Origin of the sequence: Psychrobacter fjordensis (genome assembly GCF_904845995.1) — a bacterium.
GTDB lineage: Bacteria > Pseudomonadota > Gammaproteobacteria > Pseudomonadales > Moraxellaceae > Psychrobacter > Psychrobacter fjordensis.
Genome location: NZ_CAJGYP010000001.1, coordinates 1,424,833 through 1,441,996 on the forward strand (window position 1 = coordinate 1,424,833; position 17,164 = coordinate 1,441,996).

Sequence of the window (17,164 nt, forward strand, 5' to 3'; positions counted from 1 at the left end):
GTAATATTACGAAGCTGTCCGCTTTGTCATAGAGTATGAGGTAGAGACACAATACATTATTATATACACGACTTTTCCTAGGAAAACACTATGGCTCGTAAAACTCCCCTAAAACGCTATCGCAATATTGGTATCTCAGCGCACATCGATGCTGGTAAGACAACCACTACCGAACGTGTTTTATTCTATACCGGTGTTAGCCACAAAATTGGCGAAGTACATGATGGCGCAGCCACCATGGACTGGATGGAGCAAGAACAAGAGCGTGGTATTACTATCACCTCAGCGGCAACTACTTGCTTTTGGTCAGGTATGGCAAAACAGTTTGATGAACATCGTATCAATATCATTGACACCCCAGGTCACGTTGACTTCACGATTGAAGTTGAACGTTCTATGCGTGTACTTGATGGCGCTTGCATGGTTTACTGTGCAGTAGGCGGCGTTCAGCCACAGTCTGAGACTGTTTGGCGTCAGGCGAACAAATATAAAGTTCCACGTCTTGCATTCGTAAACAAAATGGATCGCGTTGGTGCTGATTTCTATCGTGTAATCGAGCAAATCAAAACTCGTCTTGGCGGCAAGCCAGTACCATTGGTTATCCCAATTGGTAAAGAAGAAGATTTTGAAGGTGTTATCGATCTAGTAACCATGAAAGCTATCTATTGGGACGAAGCGTCTCAAGGCATGGAATACGACGAGCGCGATATTCCAACTGAACTACAAGACAAAGCCGCAGAATATCGCGAGTATCTAGTAGAAAGTGCTGCTGAAGCAAACGAAGAGCTCATGAATGAGTATCTAGAAAACGGTGAATTGACTGTAGATCAAATTAACAGCGCTATCCGTGATTTGACTATTGACAACCAAATCATCCCATTGCTTTGTGGTACTGCCTTTAAGAACAAAGGTGTACAGAAGATGTTGGATGCGGTTATTCAGTATCTTCCAGCACCAATGGATGTACCTGCTATCCGCGGTATCCTTGATGACAAAGATGAGTCAGAAGGCTTCCGTGAAGCATCTGATGATGTACCGTTCTCAGCTTTAGCATTCAAAATCATGAATGACAAATTCGTTGGTAACTTAACCTTCGTTCGTGTTTATTCAGGTGTTTTGACTCAGGGCAGCAGTGTATATAACCCAGTTAAGATGAAGCGTGAGCGCGTTGGCCGTATCGTACAGATGATGGCTAACTCTCAAGAAGAGTTACAAGAAATTCGTACTGGTGATATCGCTGCATTGGTTGGTATGAAAGACGTAACTACTGGTGATACGCTATGTGATGAGCAAAATGTTATCACGCTTGAGCGCATGGAATTCCCAGATCCAGTTATCAGCCTAGCGGTTGAACCTAAGACCAAAGCTGACCAAGAAAGAATGTCAATTGCTCTAGGTCGTTTGGCTAAAGAAGATCCATCGTTCCGTGTACACACTGACGAAGAATCTGGTCAGACAATCATCAGTGGTATGGGTGAGCTGCATTTAGAAATTCTTGTTGACCGTATGAAGCGTGAATTCAACGTTGAAGCTAACATCGGTGCACCACAGGTTGCTTATCGTGAAACGATTCGTAACACTGTTGAACAAGAAGGCAAATTCGTACGTCAAACAGGTGGTCGTGGTAAGTTCGGTCATGTTTGGTTACGTCTTGAGCCACTTGATCCAGCTGGCGATACTGAGTATGAATTCGCTGAAGAAGTTGTTGGTGGTACTGTACCAAAAGAATTCCATGGTGCCGTTGATAAAGGTATCCAAGAGCGCATGAAAAACGGCGTACTTGCTGGTTACCCAGTAGTTGGCGTAAAAGCGACTTTGTATGATGGTTCTTATCATGATGTCGATTCTGATGAATTGTCATTCAAGATGGCTGGTTCTATGGCCTTCAGAAAAGGTTTCATGGCAGCTGACCCAGCACTACTTGAGCCAGTAATGAAAGTAGAAGTTGAAACGCCTGAAGATTATATGGGCGACATCATGGGCGATCTTAGCCGTCGTCGTGGTTTAGTACAGGGTATGGAAGACTTACCTGGCGGTACTAAACAGATTCGTGCTGAAGTACCATTAGCGGAAATGTTTGGTTATGCCACGCAAATGCGCTCAATGTCACAAGGCCGTGCTACTTATTCAATGGAATTCCAAAAGTACGCTGAGATTCCAAAATCAGTTGCTGCTGAAATCATCTCTAAGTTCAACAATAAAGATGATGACGAGTAAGTAAAAATTTATTAAAGATGGCAATATAGCTAATATCATTATATCGTCATCGAAAAATACGCCAATAACTTGTTAAAAGACTTGTTATTGGCTGTTATTTTCTTATAATATCTGCACATTAGTATGTGTGATTTTTTAACAATTATCTTAATGAGGTCAAGATTGCCTTAGTTGTCGTATTTATACGAGCCAAGCATTTGATCCCAAAAAAAGAGGAAATACCCATGGCAAAGGCCAAGTTTGAACGTCTAAAACCGCATGTCAACGTTGGTACCATCGGACACGTTGACCACGGTAAAACAACCCTAACAGCTGCTATCGCAACTGTAGCTGCAATCACTTCAGGTGGCGAAGCCAAAGACTACGCGTCTATTGACTCAGCCCCAGAAGAAAAAGCACGTGGTATCACCATCAACACCTCACACGTAGAATATGACACAGATGCACGTCACTATGCTCACGTAGATTGCCCAGGTCACGCCGATTATGTTAAAAACATGATCACTGGTGCTGCCCAGATGGACGGCGCAATCCTAGTAGTATCTGCAACTGACGGCCCTATGCCACAAACACGTGAGCACATCTTGCTTTCACGTCAGGTTGGCGTACCGTACATCATCGTATTCATGAACAAATGTGATGTTGTTGATGACGAAGAATTGCTAGAACTAGTAGAAATGGAAGTACGTGAATTACTTTCTGACTACGACTTCCCAGGTGATGACACTCCAATCATCCATGGTTCAGCGACTGAAGCCCTAAAAGGCTCACAAGAAAAATATGGCCAACCAGCTGTCGTAGAACTATTGAAAGTTCTAGACACCTACATCCCAGAGCCAGAGCGTGACGTTGACAAAGCATTCCTAATGCCAATCGAAGACGTATTCTCAATCTCAGGTCGTGGTACCGTTGTAACTGGCCGTGTTGAGTCTGGTATCGTACGCGTTGGCGACGAAATCGAAATCGTTGGTATCCGTGACACTCAAAAAACCACCTGTACTGGTGTAGAGATGTTCCGTAAACTGCTTGACGAAGGTCGTGCAGGCGAAAACTGTGGCGTACTACTACGTGGTACTAAGCGTGAAGACGTACAACGTGGCCAAGTACTTGCTAAGCCAGGTTCAATCACTCCTCACACCAAGTTTGACGCTGAAGTATATGTGTTGAGCAAAGAAGAGGGTGGTCGTCACACACCATTCCTAAACGGCTATCGTCCACAGTTCTACTTCCGTACTACTGACGTAACTGGCGCAATCCAATTACAAGACGGTACTGAAATGGTAATGCCTGGTGATAACGTTGAGATGGGCGTAGAGCTTATCCACCCAATCGCTATGGACAAAGGTCTTCGCTTCGCTATTCGTGAAGGCGGCCGTACTGTAGGCGCTGGTGTTGTTGCTAACGTTAACGTTTAATACTGATCCTAGTATTTAACGCGTTAGTCAAAAGCCGTTCTCTTTATTGAGAACGGCTTTTTTTATGGGGGTTTATAACTCAAGAAAAGTTATGGATTTAGCTATATATAGACATACTCATTATAGTATTAAGATCCTAAATAAAGCCTATTGCTTACAGGGTCAATTTATTTCTATTCTAGACTATTGTAATCTGCAGTATAGCTTGATATATTAACGCAGCTTCTTATCAGGTACTCAGATTATCAGCCTAATTAAACGGTCAGTTAATGGAGTAGTTATACTGAATAAGAGAAAACTAGGTAAAAGTAACAATTTTACCGCTAAAGGCTTGCATTTTATGCTCAATATTGTATAATGCTGTCCTTTACACCCATAGGCGATTGGCTCAATTGGTAGAGCATCGGTCTCCAAAACCGAGGGTTGTAGGTTCGAGTCCTACATCGCCTGCCATCTTCTTATCACATCTTTGTTGTACCCCACCATCTCCGAAGCGAGTTCTTTATGAGCAATAATCAAGATAACCTCGAGACTAAGTTATCTGATGCCAAGGCGGTTGCTGGTGGAATGCTGTCTAAAGATAAGCACATCTCAGCGGTCAATACTTCTGCTGTTGAAGTTGCTAAGACTGGCTCAATCAAAGATTTGATCTTGTGGCTATTTGCTGCAGCAGTTTTAATTAGCGCGACTCTAGTCAACCAGTATTTACCTGGCTATTGGCAACCTGCCAATGATGTTTGGGTACGTATTAGTATCATTGTCGCTCTTATTGTATTTGCATTAGTATGCTTGGCATTAACGCATCAAGGCCGCGCTTTTAAAATATTATTAAAAGATGCCGCTGTTGAGCTACGCCGAGTAACATGGCCAGGTAAAGACGAAACCTTTCAATACACATGGCAAGTTATTGTCGTGATTGGTATTGCTGGGCTTTTTGTTTGGCTGTTAGATAATTTTTTCAATTGGTTCGTTGGCATATTTATCGGTTAAATGTTTGAAGTTGAGCAGACTATCGTGTATTACGATTCGCTCTAACTTAAATATTGTAACTCAACATTTTACTTATAACGATTAGGAGCGTGACATGCGTTGGTATATTGTCCAAGCGTTTTCAGGATATGAAAAGCAAGTACAGCGTTCATTAACTGATCGTATCAATCGTAGTGACTTCGCTGAATCATTCGGTGACGTATTGGTTCCTACTGAAGAAGTCGTCGAAATGAAAGACGGCAAAAAGCGTAAGAGTGAGCGTAAATTCTTTCCAGGATATGTTTTGATCCAAATGGAAATGAATGACAATACTTGGCACATCGTTAAAGAGTGTCCACGTATTATGGGTTTCATCGGCGGTACGCCTGAAACACCAGCGCCGATTACGCAAGTAGAAGCAGATCGTATCTTAAATCGTTTGAATCAGACTGAAACCGATCCACGTCCTAAAACGCTATTTGAGCCGGGCGAAGAGTTATTGGTTATCGATGGTCCATTCACTGACTTTAAAGGTATGGTGGAAAAAGTCGATTACGAAAAGTCTAAACTACATTTGACAGTAAACGTATTTAATCGACCGACTCAGGTTGAGCTTGAGTTTAGTAAAGTTGAGAAGCTAGACTAAACCCACAAAAATTCATCAACCGGGGAGCTTTTAGTCAATAAGCTTATATAGCATATTGATTTAGCGTTATTACCCATTTAGGAGAGTATCATGGCTAAGAAGATTGATGGTTACATCAAACTGCAAGTGCCTGCAGGCAAAGCAAATCCTTCACCACCGATTGGTCCAGCATTGGGTCAAAAAGGCGTGAACATCATGGCGTTCTGTAAAGAATTTAACGCTGCGACCTCAAACCAAGAGCCGGGTCTACCGATTCCTACTGAGATCACTGTATACAGCGATAAGTCTTTTACCTTCATCATGAAGTCACCACCAGCTTCATACTTACTACGTAAGGCTGCTGGTGTTGCTAAAGGTTCAGGTACACCTAACACTGCTAAAGTCGGTAAAGTTGACCGTGCACAGTTAGAAGAAATCGTTAAGACCAAAGATAAAGATCTAACTGCAGCTGACCTTGACGCTGCTGTTCGTACCATCGCTGGTACTGCACGTTCAATGGGTATTACCGTGGAGGGTGTGTAAATGAGCAAGCTAACCAAACGTCAAAAAGAAATTCAAAGCCGTGTTGATAACGAAAAACAATACACTATGGAAGAAGCCGTTCAAATCTTAAATGATTTGCCTGCGCTAAAATTCAAAGAGTCTATTGATATCGCAGTAAACTTGGGCGTTGACCCACGTAAATCTGATCAAGTGGTTCGTGGCGCTACCAACCTACCTGCTGGTACTGGTAAAACCAAACGCGTTGCTGTATTCGCTCAAGGCGCTGCTGCTGAAGCCGCTAAAGAAGCTGGTGCTGACATCGTTGGTTTTGAAGACCTAGCAGAATCAATCAAAGCCGGTAACATGGACTTTGATATCGTTATTGCTGCTCCTGATGCAATGCGTGTTGTTGGTCAATTAGGTACTATCCTAGGTCCACGTGGCCTAATGCCTAACCCGAAAGTTGGTACAGTAACGCCAAACGTTGCTGAAGCTGTGAAAAATGCTAAAGCTGGTCAAGCACAGTATCGTGTAGACAAAGCAGGTATTATTCATACTACTATTGGTCAAGTTGGTTTCACTGCTGAGCAAGTTATTCAAAATGCTGAAGCACTAATCACAGATCTAAAACGTGCTAAGCCTGCTACTTCTAAAGGTACTTTCATTAAGAAAATCACCTTGTCTAGTACTATGGGTCCAGGTATCACTATTGATGCTGTTCCTTATCGCACTGCTAAATAATTAAGTATTCACTCTTCAAATATTATTGAATAATGAGTACAAACAAATTCTAAAAAATTAGGTCAGCGTAGCATATGCTACGCTGTCTAAGACCGTAGGTAGAGAGTGGTTTAGCGTCATAGATAGCAATTTTCGAATGGTTAAATATGATAACAAGCTGCTTTTTTTAATCGGCTACAGATGAAAATCTCAGTTGTCCTACGCAGACGGTGATCCACCCAGTTGTTGATAAGAGCCGATAGTTCAATCTATCACTTGATGTCATTCTGATAACGGTGCCGTAATCAGTCGTTACTAATAAAATCTATTGCTATAGAGTTTAGAAGTAACGTGTCGTATCAAGTCAGTCTAATTTAGTCGTTTAATAATTGAAAACTTCGGTTTTTAAGAATTAAAATACTGAGCAGATTGATAAGATTAAAGGAGTCAACTTATGGCATTAACGCTAGAGCAAAAACAACAAGTTGTGGCTGAAGTGTCTGAAGTTGCTGCTAATGCTTACTCAGCAGTAGCTGCCGAATATCATGGTATTGGTGTTGCAAAGCTTACTAAGCTACGCGAACAAGCCCGTGAAAAAGGCGTTGTTTTGAAAGTGGTAAAAAATACACTAGCAAGACGCGCTTTTGAAGGCACTAAGTTTGAGAGCATGTCAGACCGTATGACTGGTCCACTACTTTTGGCTTTCTCTATGGAAGACTTGGGTTCTGCTGCTAGAGTCGTTTTCGACTTCAGCAAAGAAAACAAAGCTTTAGAGACCAAATTGGTATCAGTTGGTGGTGTTGTTTATGGTCCAGAAGAGCTAGAGCGCGTATCGAAGCTACCAACTCGCGACGAAGCACTCTCTATCTTGATGGCTACTATGAATGCACCAGTGACCAAGCTTGTCCAGACTATGAACGCAGTTCCTGGCAAGTTCGTTCGCACTGTCGCAGCAATCAAAGACGCAAAAGAAGCTGCTTAATTGCTTGTTTTAACGTAACTTTGACATCGTTGATTGCACTATATTGCCAACACTATTTGAAAATTTGGCAAGCAATCCAAGCGATATTAAAATCAATTAATTTTTATCAGATAACGGAGAGTTCTCATGGCACTATCTAAAGATGATGTGTTAAACGCAATCGCTGAAATGTCAGTAATGGATATCGTTGAATTAATCAGCGCTATGGAAGAAAAATTCGGCGTAACAGCTGCTGTTGCTGCTGCACCTGCTGCTGCTGGCCCTGCTGCTGCTGCTGCTGAAGAAAAAGACGAGTTTGACGTAGTTCTTGCCAGCTTTGGCGAGAAGAAAGTTGGCGTAATTAAAGCCGTACGTGAAGCTACTGGTCTTGGCCTGAAAGAAGCGAAAGATTTGGTTGAAAGCGCTCCAGCTCCAATCAAAGAAGGCGTTAACAAAGCTGAAGCTGAAGAGTTGAAAAAGAAACTTGAAGAAGCTGGCGCAACTGTTGAACTAAAATAAGTTTAACAGCTGTACGAAAAAAAGCTGGTAATGCCTTGCATTGCCAGCTTTTTTTTACTATAATTCGTAGCTTGACCTTTTGTGTCTGCCAACATACGTATGCAACAACACGGTGGATACCCATCAAAAGGACAGACGATATACATGCAAGCACACATGCCAGTTATTAAAATCAGTTAATATGAGCTAAACGTCCGTAGATGTTTGGCATTTTTTTGTGTCTGCATGCTTTCCTATTAACACTATAGTTTATACTGATTCTGAAAGTTATAGTTACCCCGATTATTGTTATTTCTGAAAAGCTATTGATCTTAGGTTATCCATATAGAATGATTTTACTGTCAGTATGTAGGCTCGTAGACGGTATATATCAGCGACGATAACAGTTTTGATGATGAATTTTAAACCGCAGTACAAGATATTTTAAATGTATTTGTAAATTGAGCCATAAGGGCAATGTATTGTAGATTATATGATATTGAAATTGTCAGTTTGAGTAGGCATATAGACTGACCTAGATACCAATTCCAAGATTGAATGAAGTGTGCTAAATAAGTATTGATTAGTAAAGTAGTAGTTGACCAAAAGACATGAACTGAACACGAACACCCGTTTTATATTATCGTTTACGTCGCCAAGATACATAATATCTATGCATCATGGCCTCGATTTTAATTTGTTTCCACGTTTACTGTAAGGACTCTCGATGGCATATTCTTATACTGAAAAAAAGCGTATTCGCAAAAGTTTTGCTGAATTGCCCACTGTGATGGACATTCCCTACTTATTGTCTATTCAAGTAGATTCTTACGAGCAATTTTTGCAAGAGCACAAAAAGCCAAAAGCTCGTGAGAATACTGGTTTGCAAGCTGCGTATTCCTCTATTTTCCCAATTGAGAGTCACTCTGGTAATGCTGAGTTACAATTTGTTGAGTACTATTTAGGCACGCCTGAATTTGATGAGCGTGAGTGTATCTTACGTGGTTCAACATTTGCTGCGCCGATGCGTGTCAAAATTCGTTTGATCATCAAAGACAAAGATAGCAAAGATAAAGACAGCAAAGCTGCGATCAAAGATATCCGTGAGCAAAGCGTCTATATGGGCGAAATGCCATTAATGACTGCTAACGGTACCTTTATTATCAATGGTACAGAGCGTGTTATCGTATCACAGCTACATCGCTCACCTGGTGTATTCTTTGACCATGATAAAGGTAAGTCGCATTCAAGTGGTAAAGTGCTTTACAACGCACGTATCATTCCTTACCGTGGTTCATGGTTAGATTTTGAATTTGATGCAAAAGATTTAGTATTTGCTCGTATTGACCGTCGTCGTAAGCTACTTGCTTCAATCATTCTACGTGCACTAGGTCTGACCACTTCTGAAATCTTAGATCTTTTCTTTGATAAAGTAGCTGTGTATAAAGGCGAAGAGACGTTTGAGATTGATCTGGTTGCTGATCGCTTGCGCGGTGAGATGGCTCAGTTTGATATCGTGTCGCCTGAAGGTGACGTTATCGTAGAGCAGGGCAAACGTATCAATGCACGTCGTATCCGTCAGCTAGAAGAAGCTGGTATGACGAAAATTGCTGTGCCTGATGAATATTTATATGAGCGTATCTTAGCTGAAGATATCGTGGTTAATGATGAAGTTATCGCTCGTGCTAACACCTTAATTGATCATGAATTATTGGTTAAATTGAGTGCATTTGAAGCCAGCGAATCTATCAAAGAATTCAGCATTCTGTTCACTAACGATATCGATCAGGGTAGTTATATTGCTGACACGCTACGTGCTGATAGCACATCAAGCCGTGAAGAAGCATTGATCGAAATCTATAAAGTGATGCGTCCAGGTGAGCCACCAACGGTCGAAACTGCTGAAAAACTGTTCGAAAGCATGTTCTTCAATGCAGATCGTTATGACTTGTCAAACGTCGGCCGCATGAAGTTTAACCGTCGTCTAGGGTTAGATTTTGATAATACAGATGATCCAGATATTCAGCGCGCACGTAGTGTCCTGACCAATGCTGACATCGTGAATGTATTAAAAGAATTGATTGAGATTCGTAACGGTCGCGGTGAAGTCGATGATATCGATCACTTAGGTAACCGTCGTATTCGTTCTGTAGGCGAAATGGCAGAAAACCAGTTCCGTGTTGGTCTAGTACGTGTTGAGCGTGCGGTCAAAGAGCGTTTGAGCTCAGCGGAATCTGATAACTTGTCACCACAAGATTTGATTAACTCAAAGCCTGTTGCGGCTGCGGTTAAAGAATTCTTTGGTTCAAGCCAGTTGTCACAATTTATGGATCAGAACAACCCGTTGTCTGAAGTTACCCATAAACGCCGTGTATCAGCACTAGGACCTGGTGGTCTGACTCGTGAACGTGCAGGCTTTGAAGTACGTGACGTACATGATACCCATTATGGCCGTGTATGCCCGATTGAGACTCCTGAAGGTCCAAACATTGGTCTTATTAACTCATTGGCAACTTTTGCTAAAACCAACAGCTTTGGCTTCTTAGAAACGCCATATCGCCGTGTGGTTGACGGCAAAGTAACGGATATCATTGAATATCTATCAGCCATTGAAGAAGTCGGTACTGTCATTGCACAGGCTGACTCACCATTGACTGAAGATGGTGCACTAAGTGACGAGATGGTCAGTGTACGTAGCTATGGTGAATTCGTCCGTATGCCGCCAGAAAAAGTGACGCATATGGATGTGTCGCCAAGTCAGGTAGTATCGGTCGCAGCAGGTTTGATTCCGTTCCTAGAGCATGATGATGCTAACCGTGCCTTGATGGGCTCGAACATGCAGCGTCAGGCTGTTCCTACGCTACGTGCTGATAAGCCGTTAGTAGGTACTGGCATGGAGCGCTATGTTGCTCGTGATTCTGGTGTTTGTGTGATCGCTAAGCGTGGCGGTGTGATTGAAGATGTTGATGCATCACGTATCGTTGTTCGTGTAAACGAAGACGAGATGACTGCTGGTGAAGCGGGTATCGATATTTATAACTTAGTCAAATACACGCGCTCTAACCAAAACACTTGTATCAACCAACGTATCATCGTTAACCAAGGTGACGAGATTGCTTTGGGTGATATCTTGGCTGATGGTCCGTCAACGGATCTTGGTGAGCTAGCACTAGGTCAGAACATCCGCATCGCATTTATGCCGTGGAATGGTTACAACTTCGAAGATTCGATCTTGCTATCTGAGAAAGTGGTTAAAGAAGATCGTTTTACCACCATTCATATTCAAGAATTGACTTGTGTGGCGCGTGATACCAAATTGGGTACAGAAGAGATTACTGCTGATATTCCAAACGTTGGTGAAGCGGCATTATCAAGTCTTGACGAAGCAGGTATCGTCTATATCGGTGCTGAAGTTGACGCTGGTGATATCTTAGTTGGTAAAGTGACGCCAAAAGGTGAAACGCAACTAACGCCAGAAGAGAAATTGCTCCGGGCTATCTTTGGTGAAAAAGCAGCTGATGTAAAAGACACGTCTTTACGTGTTCCTACATCAAGCAAAGGTACGGTTATCGACGTACAAGTCTTTACTCGTGATGGTGTCGAGAAAGATGCACGTGCAAAAGCGATTGAAAAATCACAGCTTGATAGCTATCGTAAAGATTTAAAAGAAGAGCTACGTATCTTCGAAGAAGCAGCACGTGGTCGTATTGGTAATCTATTAGATGGCCAAAAAGTCAGTGGTGGTTCTGGTCTAAAAGCCGGTACGGTTATGGCCTTGGCTGATATGAAAGATATGAGCCTTGAGACCTTGCTTGATATTCAGCCAGTTGAAGAAGAAATCTCTGAGCGTCTAACGCAAATCGCTGAGTACTTAGTTGATAAGCAAAAAGACATCGATGTTAAATTTGCTGAGAAAAAACGCAAATTGACCGCTGGTGATGATTTACAACATGGTGTTCAAAAAATCGTTAAAGTTTATCTAGCGGTTAAGCGTCGTATTCAGCCTGGCGATAAAATGGCTGGTCGTCATGGTAACAAAGGTGTGGTATCACGCATCATGCCAGTCGAAGATATGCCTTATGATGAACATGGTAATACCGTTGACATCGTATTGAACCCGCTTGGTGTACCATCTCGTATGAACATCGGTCAGGTTCTAGAGACACATTTGGGTATGGCAGCCAAAGGTTTGGGCGAGAAAATCGATGGTATGCTCAAATCGCAAGCAGCGATCAAAGAGCTACGTGGTTTCTTGGACAAAATCTATAACCAAGTAGGCGGCGAGCAAGTTGATCTTGATAGCTTGAGTGATGATGACATCATGGCATTATCAGATAATCTACGCGGCGGTGTACCAATGGGTACTGCAGTGTTTGATGGTGCAAGAGAAAGCCAAGTCAAAGACTTGCTAGAGCTTGCTGGTATGGACCGTGATGGTCAGCAGACATTGTATGATGGTCGTACTGGTCAGAAGTTTGACCGTAAAGTGACCGTTGGTTATATGTACATGCTCAAACTTAACCATTTGGTTGATGACAAAATGCATGCACGTTCTACCGGTTCTTACTCACTAGTTACGCAGCAGCCATTGGGCGGTAAAGCTCAGTTTGGTGGTCAGCGCTTCGGTGAGATGGAAGTCTGGGCACTAGAAGCTTATGGCGCGACTTACACGTTGCAGGAAATGCTGACTGTGAAGTCGGATGACGTTGAAGGCCGTACACGTATGTATAAAAACATCGTTGATGGTGAGCAGTATATGGATCCAGGTATGCCTGAATCGTTCAACGTACTGACCAAAGAAATCAAATCATTGGGTATTAATATTGAGTTAAAGCAAACCCATTAAGCACGGCTGACTGAGGCTACCTTTAACATAGCTTCAGTTAATTATTATCCTTAGTGGTCAATCTAAAAGCAGTACGCGCATAGCTGCTGCTTTTAGTGATTTGTCTCAACCCTATTCATTGCCTTCATTCATCTTATTTGCGTCAACTATACGCTATCAGATGATTATAAAGATAACGGAGAAGCAACTTGAAAGATTTACTCGATATCATGCAAAGCCCTACCGGCAACGGTAACCAAGAGTTTGATAGCATTCAAATTACTTTAGCCTCACCTGACGTCATCAAGTCATGGTCACATGGCGAAGTGAAAAAGCCTGAAACTATTAACTATCGTACGTTCAAGCCTGAACGTGATGGTCTTTTTTGTGCCAAAATCTTTGGCCCAGTAAAAGATTTTGAGTGCTTGTGTGGTAAGTATAAGCGCCGTAAGTTCCAAGGCGTTATCTGTGAAAAATGTGGCGTAGAAGTTACGACTGCTAAAGTTCGTCGTGACCGTATGGGCCACATTGACTTGGCTAGCCCAGTTGCACATATTTGGTTCTTAAAATCATTACCAAGCCGCATCGGTCTATTGTTAGACATGACGCTACGTGATATCGAACGCGTTCTATATTTTGAAAGCTACATCGTCACTGAGCCTGGTCTAACCAGTTTAGAAAGATATCAGTTGCTTGATGATGAAGATTACTTCAAAGCCCTTGAAGAGTTTGGTGACGAGTTCACTGCTAAAATGGGTGCTGAAGCCGTTCAAGACCTATTAAAAGATATCGATTTAGATATCGAGATTGATGAGCTGCGCGAAGCAATTCCGCAAACAGGTTCTGAAACTAAGCTTAAAAAGATGTCTAAGCGTCTTAAGCTATTAGAAGCATTCCGTGATTCTAATAACAAGCCTGAGTGGATGGTAATGAACATCTTGCCAGTACTACCACCAGATTTGCGTCCACTAGTACCACTAGAAGGTGGCCGTTTTGCGACTTCGGATCTAAACGATTTATATCGCCGTGTTATCAACCGTAACAACCGTCTAAAGCGTCTGCTTGAGCTTAGTGCACCTGATATCATCGTACGTAACGAAAAACGTATGTTGCAAGAGTCAGTTGATGCATTGTTAGACAACGGTCGTCGCGGTCGTGCAATCACTGGTAGTAATAAGCGTCCATTGAAATCTTTGGCAGATATGATCAAAGGTAAGCAAGGTCGTTTCCGTCAAAACTTACTTGGTAAGCGTGTCGATTACTCTGGTCGTTCGGTTATCGTTGTAGGTCCAACACTACGTCTACATCAGTGTGGCCTACCGAAGAAAATGGCACTTGAGCTATTCAAGCCATTTACTTATAACAAGCTATTGTCTCATGGTTTGGCAACAACGATTAAAGCTGCCAAAAAGATGGTAGAGCGTGAAGAGCCACAAGTGTGGGATATGCTGGCCATGGTTATCCGTGAGCATCCAGTGCTTCTTAACCGTGCACCAACGCTTCACCGTTTGGGTCTACAGGCATTTGAGCCAGTACTTATCGAAGGTAAAGCAATTCAATTGCATCCGCTCGTTTGTACCGCGTTTAACGCTGATTTTGATGGTGACCAAATGGCCGTTCACGTGCCATTGACGCTAGAAGCACAGTTAGAATCACGTGCACTAATGATGTCTACCAACAACATCTTGTCACCTGCGAACGGTGATCCAATCATCGTACCATCACAGGATGTTGTATTGGGCTTGTATTACATCAGTCGCTCGTCTATTAATGCTAAAGGCGAGAGCATGGTTTTTGCTACCGTCAATGAAGCATTGCGTGCGATTGGTTCAAATGATCTACATGTAAATGCTAAAATCAAAGTGCGTGTCACTGAGACGCATATTGATGAAGAGGGTAACCAAACCAAAGAAATCAGTATTAAAGATACGGTTGCTGGTCGTTTACTTATCTGGAACATCATGCCTAAAGGTATGACGTTTGATGAATGTAACCAAGAAATGACGAAGAAAAACATCTCTCGTCTGATTAACTCTTGCTACCGTAAAGTAGGCGTTAAAGAAAGTGTTATGTTTGCTGACCAATTAATGTATCTTGGTTTTGCTCAAGCGACATTGTCTGGCGTGTCTATTGGTATCGATGACATGGTCATCCCACCATTGAAGAAGCAAATCATCGAAGTAGCAGAAGGCGAAGTTCGCGAAATCGAAGATCAATTCGAGCAAGGCTTTGTAACTGCTGGTGAGCGTTATAACAAAGTAGTTGATATCTGGTCACGTACCAATGACAAAGTCGCTAAGGCGATGATGGATAACTTGGCAACAGATAAGATCTTGAATGCCAAAGGTGAAGAAGAAGAGCAGAAGTCATTCAACTCTATCTTTATCATGTCAGATTCTGGTGCTCGTGGTAGTGCGGCACAGATTCGTCAGTTAGCAGGTATGCGTGGTTTGATGGCTAAGCCAGATGGCTCAATCATCGAAACCCCAATTAAAGCTAACTTCCGTGAAGGTTTGACCGTACTACAGTATTTCATCTCAACTCACGGTGCACGTAAAGGTCTAGCGGATACGGCATTGAAAACGGCTAACTCAGGTTACCTGACTCGTCGTTTGGTTGATGTGGCACAAGATTTAGTTATCACCACTGATGACTGTGGTACTGAGCAAGGCTTGCTCATGAAACCACATATTCAAGGTGGCGAAATCATTGAGAAGTTGGGTGAGCTAGTACTTGGTCGTGTCACTGCACGTGATGTGAATTATAACGATGATGCTGATAAAGTATTGATTCCAGCAGGTACGTTGATCGATGAGCATTGGGTCAATGTGCTTGACGAAAACGCTATCGATGATATCTGGGTACGTTCAGTTATTACTTGTAATGTCGAGCACGGTGTTTGTTCACAGTGTTATGGTCGTGATTTGGCTCGTGGTCATAAAGTGAACATCGGCGAGTCAGTTGGTGTTATGGCTGCTCAGTCTATCGGTGAACCTGGTACTCAGTTAACCATGCGTACATTCCACGTGGGTGGGGCTGCAAGCTCTGCATCTGTGGACAATAGCATCTCTGTACGTAATGCTGGTCAAGCGCATTTCGAAAACATGAAAACCGTTCAACATACAGATGGCCATTTGGTTATCGTATCGCGTTCAGCTGAAATTGCATTGACTGATGATCTTGGCCGTGAGCGTGAACGTTATAAAGTACCTTATGGTTCTAGCGTTCTTGTGAAACACGAAGATCAGGTTGAAGGCGGTCAGACCATCGCTAAATGGGATCCGCACACGCATCCAATTATCACAGAATTTGCTGGTACAGCACGCTTCAGTGACATCACTGATGGTATGACTGCAACAGTGAAAGTTGATGATGCGACTGGTATGAGCTCATTTGAGATTCTAGCTACTCGTGACCGTTCAAGCTCAGCAAAAGACTTACGTCCTGCTATTATCTTGAATACTGATGAAGGTAAAGAAGTCGTTTACTTCCTGCCTGCTGAAACTATCATTCGCGTTAGCGATGGTGAAAAAGTAGCAGCTGGTTCGATCCTAGGTCGTGTGCCACAAGCATCATCAGGAACTAAAGATATTACCGGTGGTCTACCACGTGTTGCGGATCTATTCGAAGCACGTCGTCCAAAAGACCATGCGATCATGGCAGAAATGACAGGTGTCGTAAGCTTTGGTAAAGAGACTAAAGGTAAGAATCGCTTCATCATCACCAATGAAGATGGTGAGATTCATGAAGAGCTAATCCCGAAATGGCGTCAAATCAACGTCTTTGAAAACGAGACAGTAGCACGTGGTGAAGTTATCGCTGATGGTCCACAAAACCCGCACGATATCTTGCGTCTGAAAGGACAAACGGCACTTGCTGATTATATCGTTAACGAAGTACAGGACGTTTATCGTCTGCAGGGTGTAAAAATCAACGATAAGCACATCGAAGTTATCATTCGCCAGATGTTGCGTAAAGTTGAAATCACTGACGGCGGCGATTCAAACCACTTTAAAGGTGATCAAGCAGAGTATGCTGATATCAAAGCATTGAATGAAAAACTGGAAGCGGAAGATAAATTCCCAGTACAGTTTGAGCGTCAATTATTAGGTATTACTAAAGCAAGTCTGGCAACAGAAAGCTTTATCTCAGCTGCGTCATTCCAGGAAACGACACGTGTACTAACTGCGGCTGCCGTTACTGGTAAAGTGGATGAGTTGCGTGGCCTGAAAGAAAACGTCGTTGTTGGTCGCTTGATTCCCGCAGGTACTGGTCTTGCTTATCACAAAGCACGTAAAGAGAAGGCAGATCAAAAGCTACAAGATAAGGATCTTAATGCAGCGTTTGACATGACTGCTAGCACTGATAGTAAAGACTTTGCTAGCTTTGATGAAGCCTTTGCACAAGAGCTGAACCAAGATAACTAGTAG

General features: G+C 42.6%; 10 protein-coding genes and 1 tRNA gene. All 11 read left to right on the forward strand.

Going from position 1 to position 17,164, the window contains the following annotated elements; translation table 11 throughout:
- Nucleotides 1–90: 90 nt before the first annotated feature.
- The 11 genes from fusA to rpoC all read left to right on the forward strand — a co-directional run bounded on the left by fusA (nucleotide 91) and on the right by rpoC (nucleotide 17,161).
- Nucleotides 91–2,217, forward strand: a complete 2,127-nt coding sequence (gene fusA / locus JMW61_RS06005; RefSeq protein ID WP_194198271.1) for an elongation factor G — start codon at nucleotides 91–93, stop codon at nucleotides 2,215–2,217.
- A 224-nt stretch (nucleotides 2,218–2,441) separates the two neighbouring features.
- Nucleotides 2,442–3,632, forward strand: a complete 1,191-nt coding sequence (tuf, locus tag JMW61_RS06010; protein WP_197135298.1) for an elongation factor Tu — start codon at nucleotides 2,442–2,444, stop codon at nucleotides 3,630–3,632.
- 377 nt (nucleotides 3,633–4,009) lie between these two features.
- A tRNA-Trp gene (locus JMW61_RS06015) sits at nucleotides 4,010–4,085 on the forward strand.
- Nucleotides 4,086–4,136: 51 nt separating this feature from the next.
- Nucleotides 4,137–4,622: a preprotein translocase subunit SecE gene (gene secE / locus JMW61_RS06020; protein WP_201549945.1), complete on the forward strand. Its 486-nt coding sequence runs from the start codon at nucleotides 4,137–4,139 to the stop codon at nucleotides 4,620–4,622.
- A gap of 94 nt (nucleotides 4,623–4,716) precedes the next feature.
- On the forward strand, nucleotides 4,717–5,247 hold the full coding sequence (gene nusG / locus JMW61_RS06025) for a transcription termination/antitermination protein NusG (RefSeq protein ID WP_110924116.1): 531 nt from the start codon (nucleotides 4,717–4,719) through the stop codon (nucleotides 5,245–5,247).
- A 90-nt stretch (nucleotides 5,248–5,337) separates the two neighbouring features.
- A complete protein-coding gene (gene rplK / locus JMW61_RS06030; protein ID WP_110924115.1) occupies nucleotides 5,338–5,769 on the forward strand; it encodes a 50S ribosomal protein L11 in 432 nt (143 codons plus the stop codon).
- Nucleotides 5,770–6,471 carry a 50S ribosomal protein L1 gene (rplA, locus tag JMW61_RS06035; protein WP_110924114.1) on the forward strand — a complete coding sequence of 234 codons (702 nt, stop codon included), beginning with the start codon at nucleotides 5,770–5,772 and terminating at the stop codon, nucleotides 6,469–6,471.
- Nucleotides 6,472–6,904: 433 nt separating this feature from the next.
- Nucleotides 6,905–7,432 (forward strand): 50S ribosomal protein L10, encoded by a 528-nt coding sequence (gene rplJ / locus JMW61_RS06040; RefSeq protein WP_110924113.1) that lies wholly within the window; start codon nucleotides 6,905–6,907, stop codon nucleotides 7,430–7,432.
- A gap of 126 nt (nucleotides 7,433–7,558) precedes the next feature.
- On the forward strand, nucleotides 7,559–7,930 hold the full coding sequence (gene rplL, locus JMW61_RS06045; protein ID WP_011514491.1) for a 50S ribosomal protein L7/L12: 372 nt from the start codon (nucleotides 7,559–7,561) through the stop codon (nucleotides 7,928–7,930).
- Between the two features lie 706 nt (nucleotides 7,931–8,636).
- Complete coding sequence (gene rpoB / locus JMW61_RS06050) at nucleotides 8,637–12,755, forward strand: DNA-directed RNA polymerase subunit beta (protein WP_110924112.1); 4,119 nt, start codon at nucleotides 8,637–8,639, stop codon at nucleotides 12,753–12,755.
- Between the two features lie 188 nt (nucleotides 12,756–12,943).
- On the forward strand, nucleotides 12,944–17,161 hold the full coding sequence (gene rpoC, locus JMW61_RS06055; protein ID WP_110924111.1) for a DNA-directed RNA polymerase subunit beta': 4,218 nt from the start codon (nucleotides 12,944–12,946) through the stop codon (nucleotides 17,159–17,161).
- Nucleotides 17,162–17,164 lie beyond the last annotated feature (3 nt).

Coding starts and splice junctions, on each gene's coding strand:
- nusG (WP_110924116.1), top strand. CDS start 4,717: ATGCGTTGGTATATTGTCCAAGCGTTTTCAGGATATGAAAAGCAAGTA.
- rplA (WP_110924114.1), top strand. CDS start 5,770: ATGAGCAAGCTAACCAAACGTCAAAAAGAAATTCAAAGCCGTGTTGAT.
- secE (WP_201549945.1), top strand. CDS start 4,137: ATGAGCAATAATCAAGATAACCTCGAGACTAAGTTATCTGATGCCAAG.
- fusA (WP_194198271.1), top strand. CDS start 91: ATGGCTCGTAAAACTCCCCTAAAACGCTATCGCAATATTGGTATCTCA.
- rplJ (WP_110924113.1), top strand. CDS start 6,905: ATGGCATTAACGCTAGAGCAAAAACAACAAGTTGTGGCTGAAGTGTCT.
- rplK (WP_110924115.1), top strand. CDS start 5,338: ATGGCTAAGAAGATTGATGGTTACATCAAACTGCAAGTGCCTGCAGGC.
- tuf (WP_197135298.1), top strand. CDS start 2,442: ATGGCAAAGGCCAAGTTTGAACGTCTAAAACCGCATGTCAACGTTGGT.
- rpoB (WP_110924112.1), top strand. CDS start 8,637: ATGGCATATTCTTATACTGAAAAAAAGCGTATTCGCAAAAGTTTTGCT.
- rplL (WP_011514491.1), top strand. CDS start 7,559: ATGGCACTATCTAAAGATGATGTGTTAAACGCAATCGCTGAAATGTCA.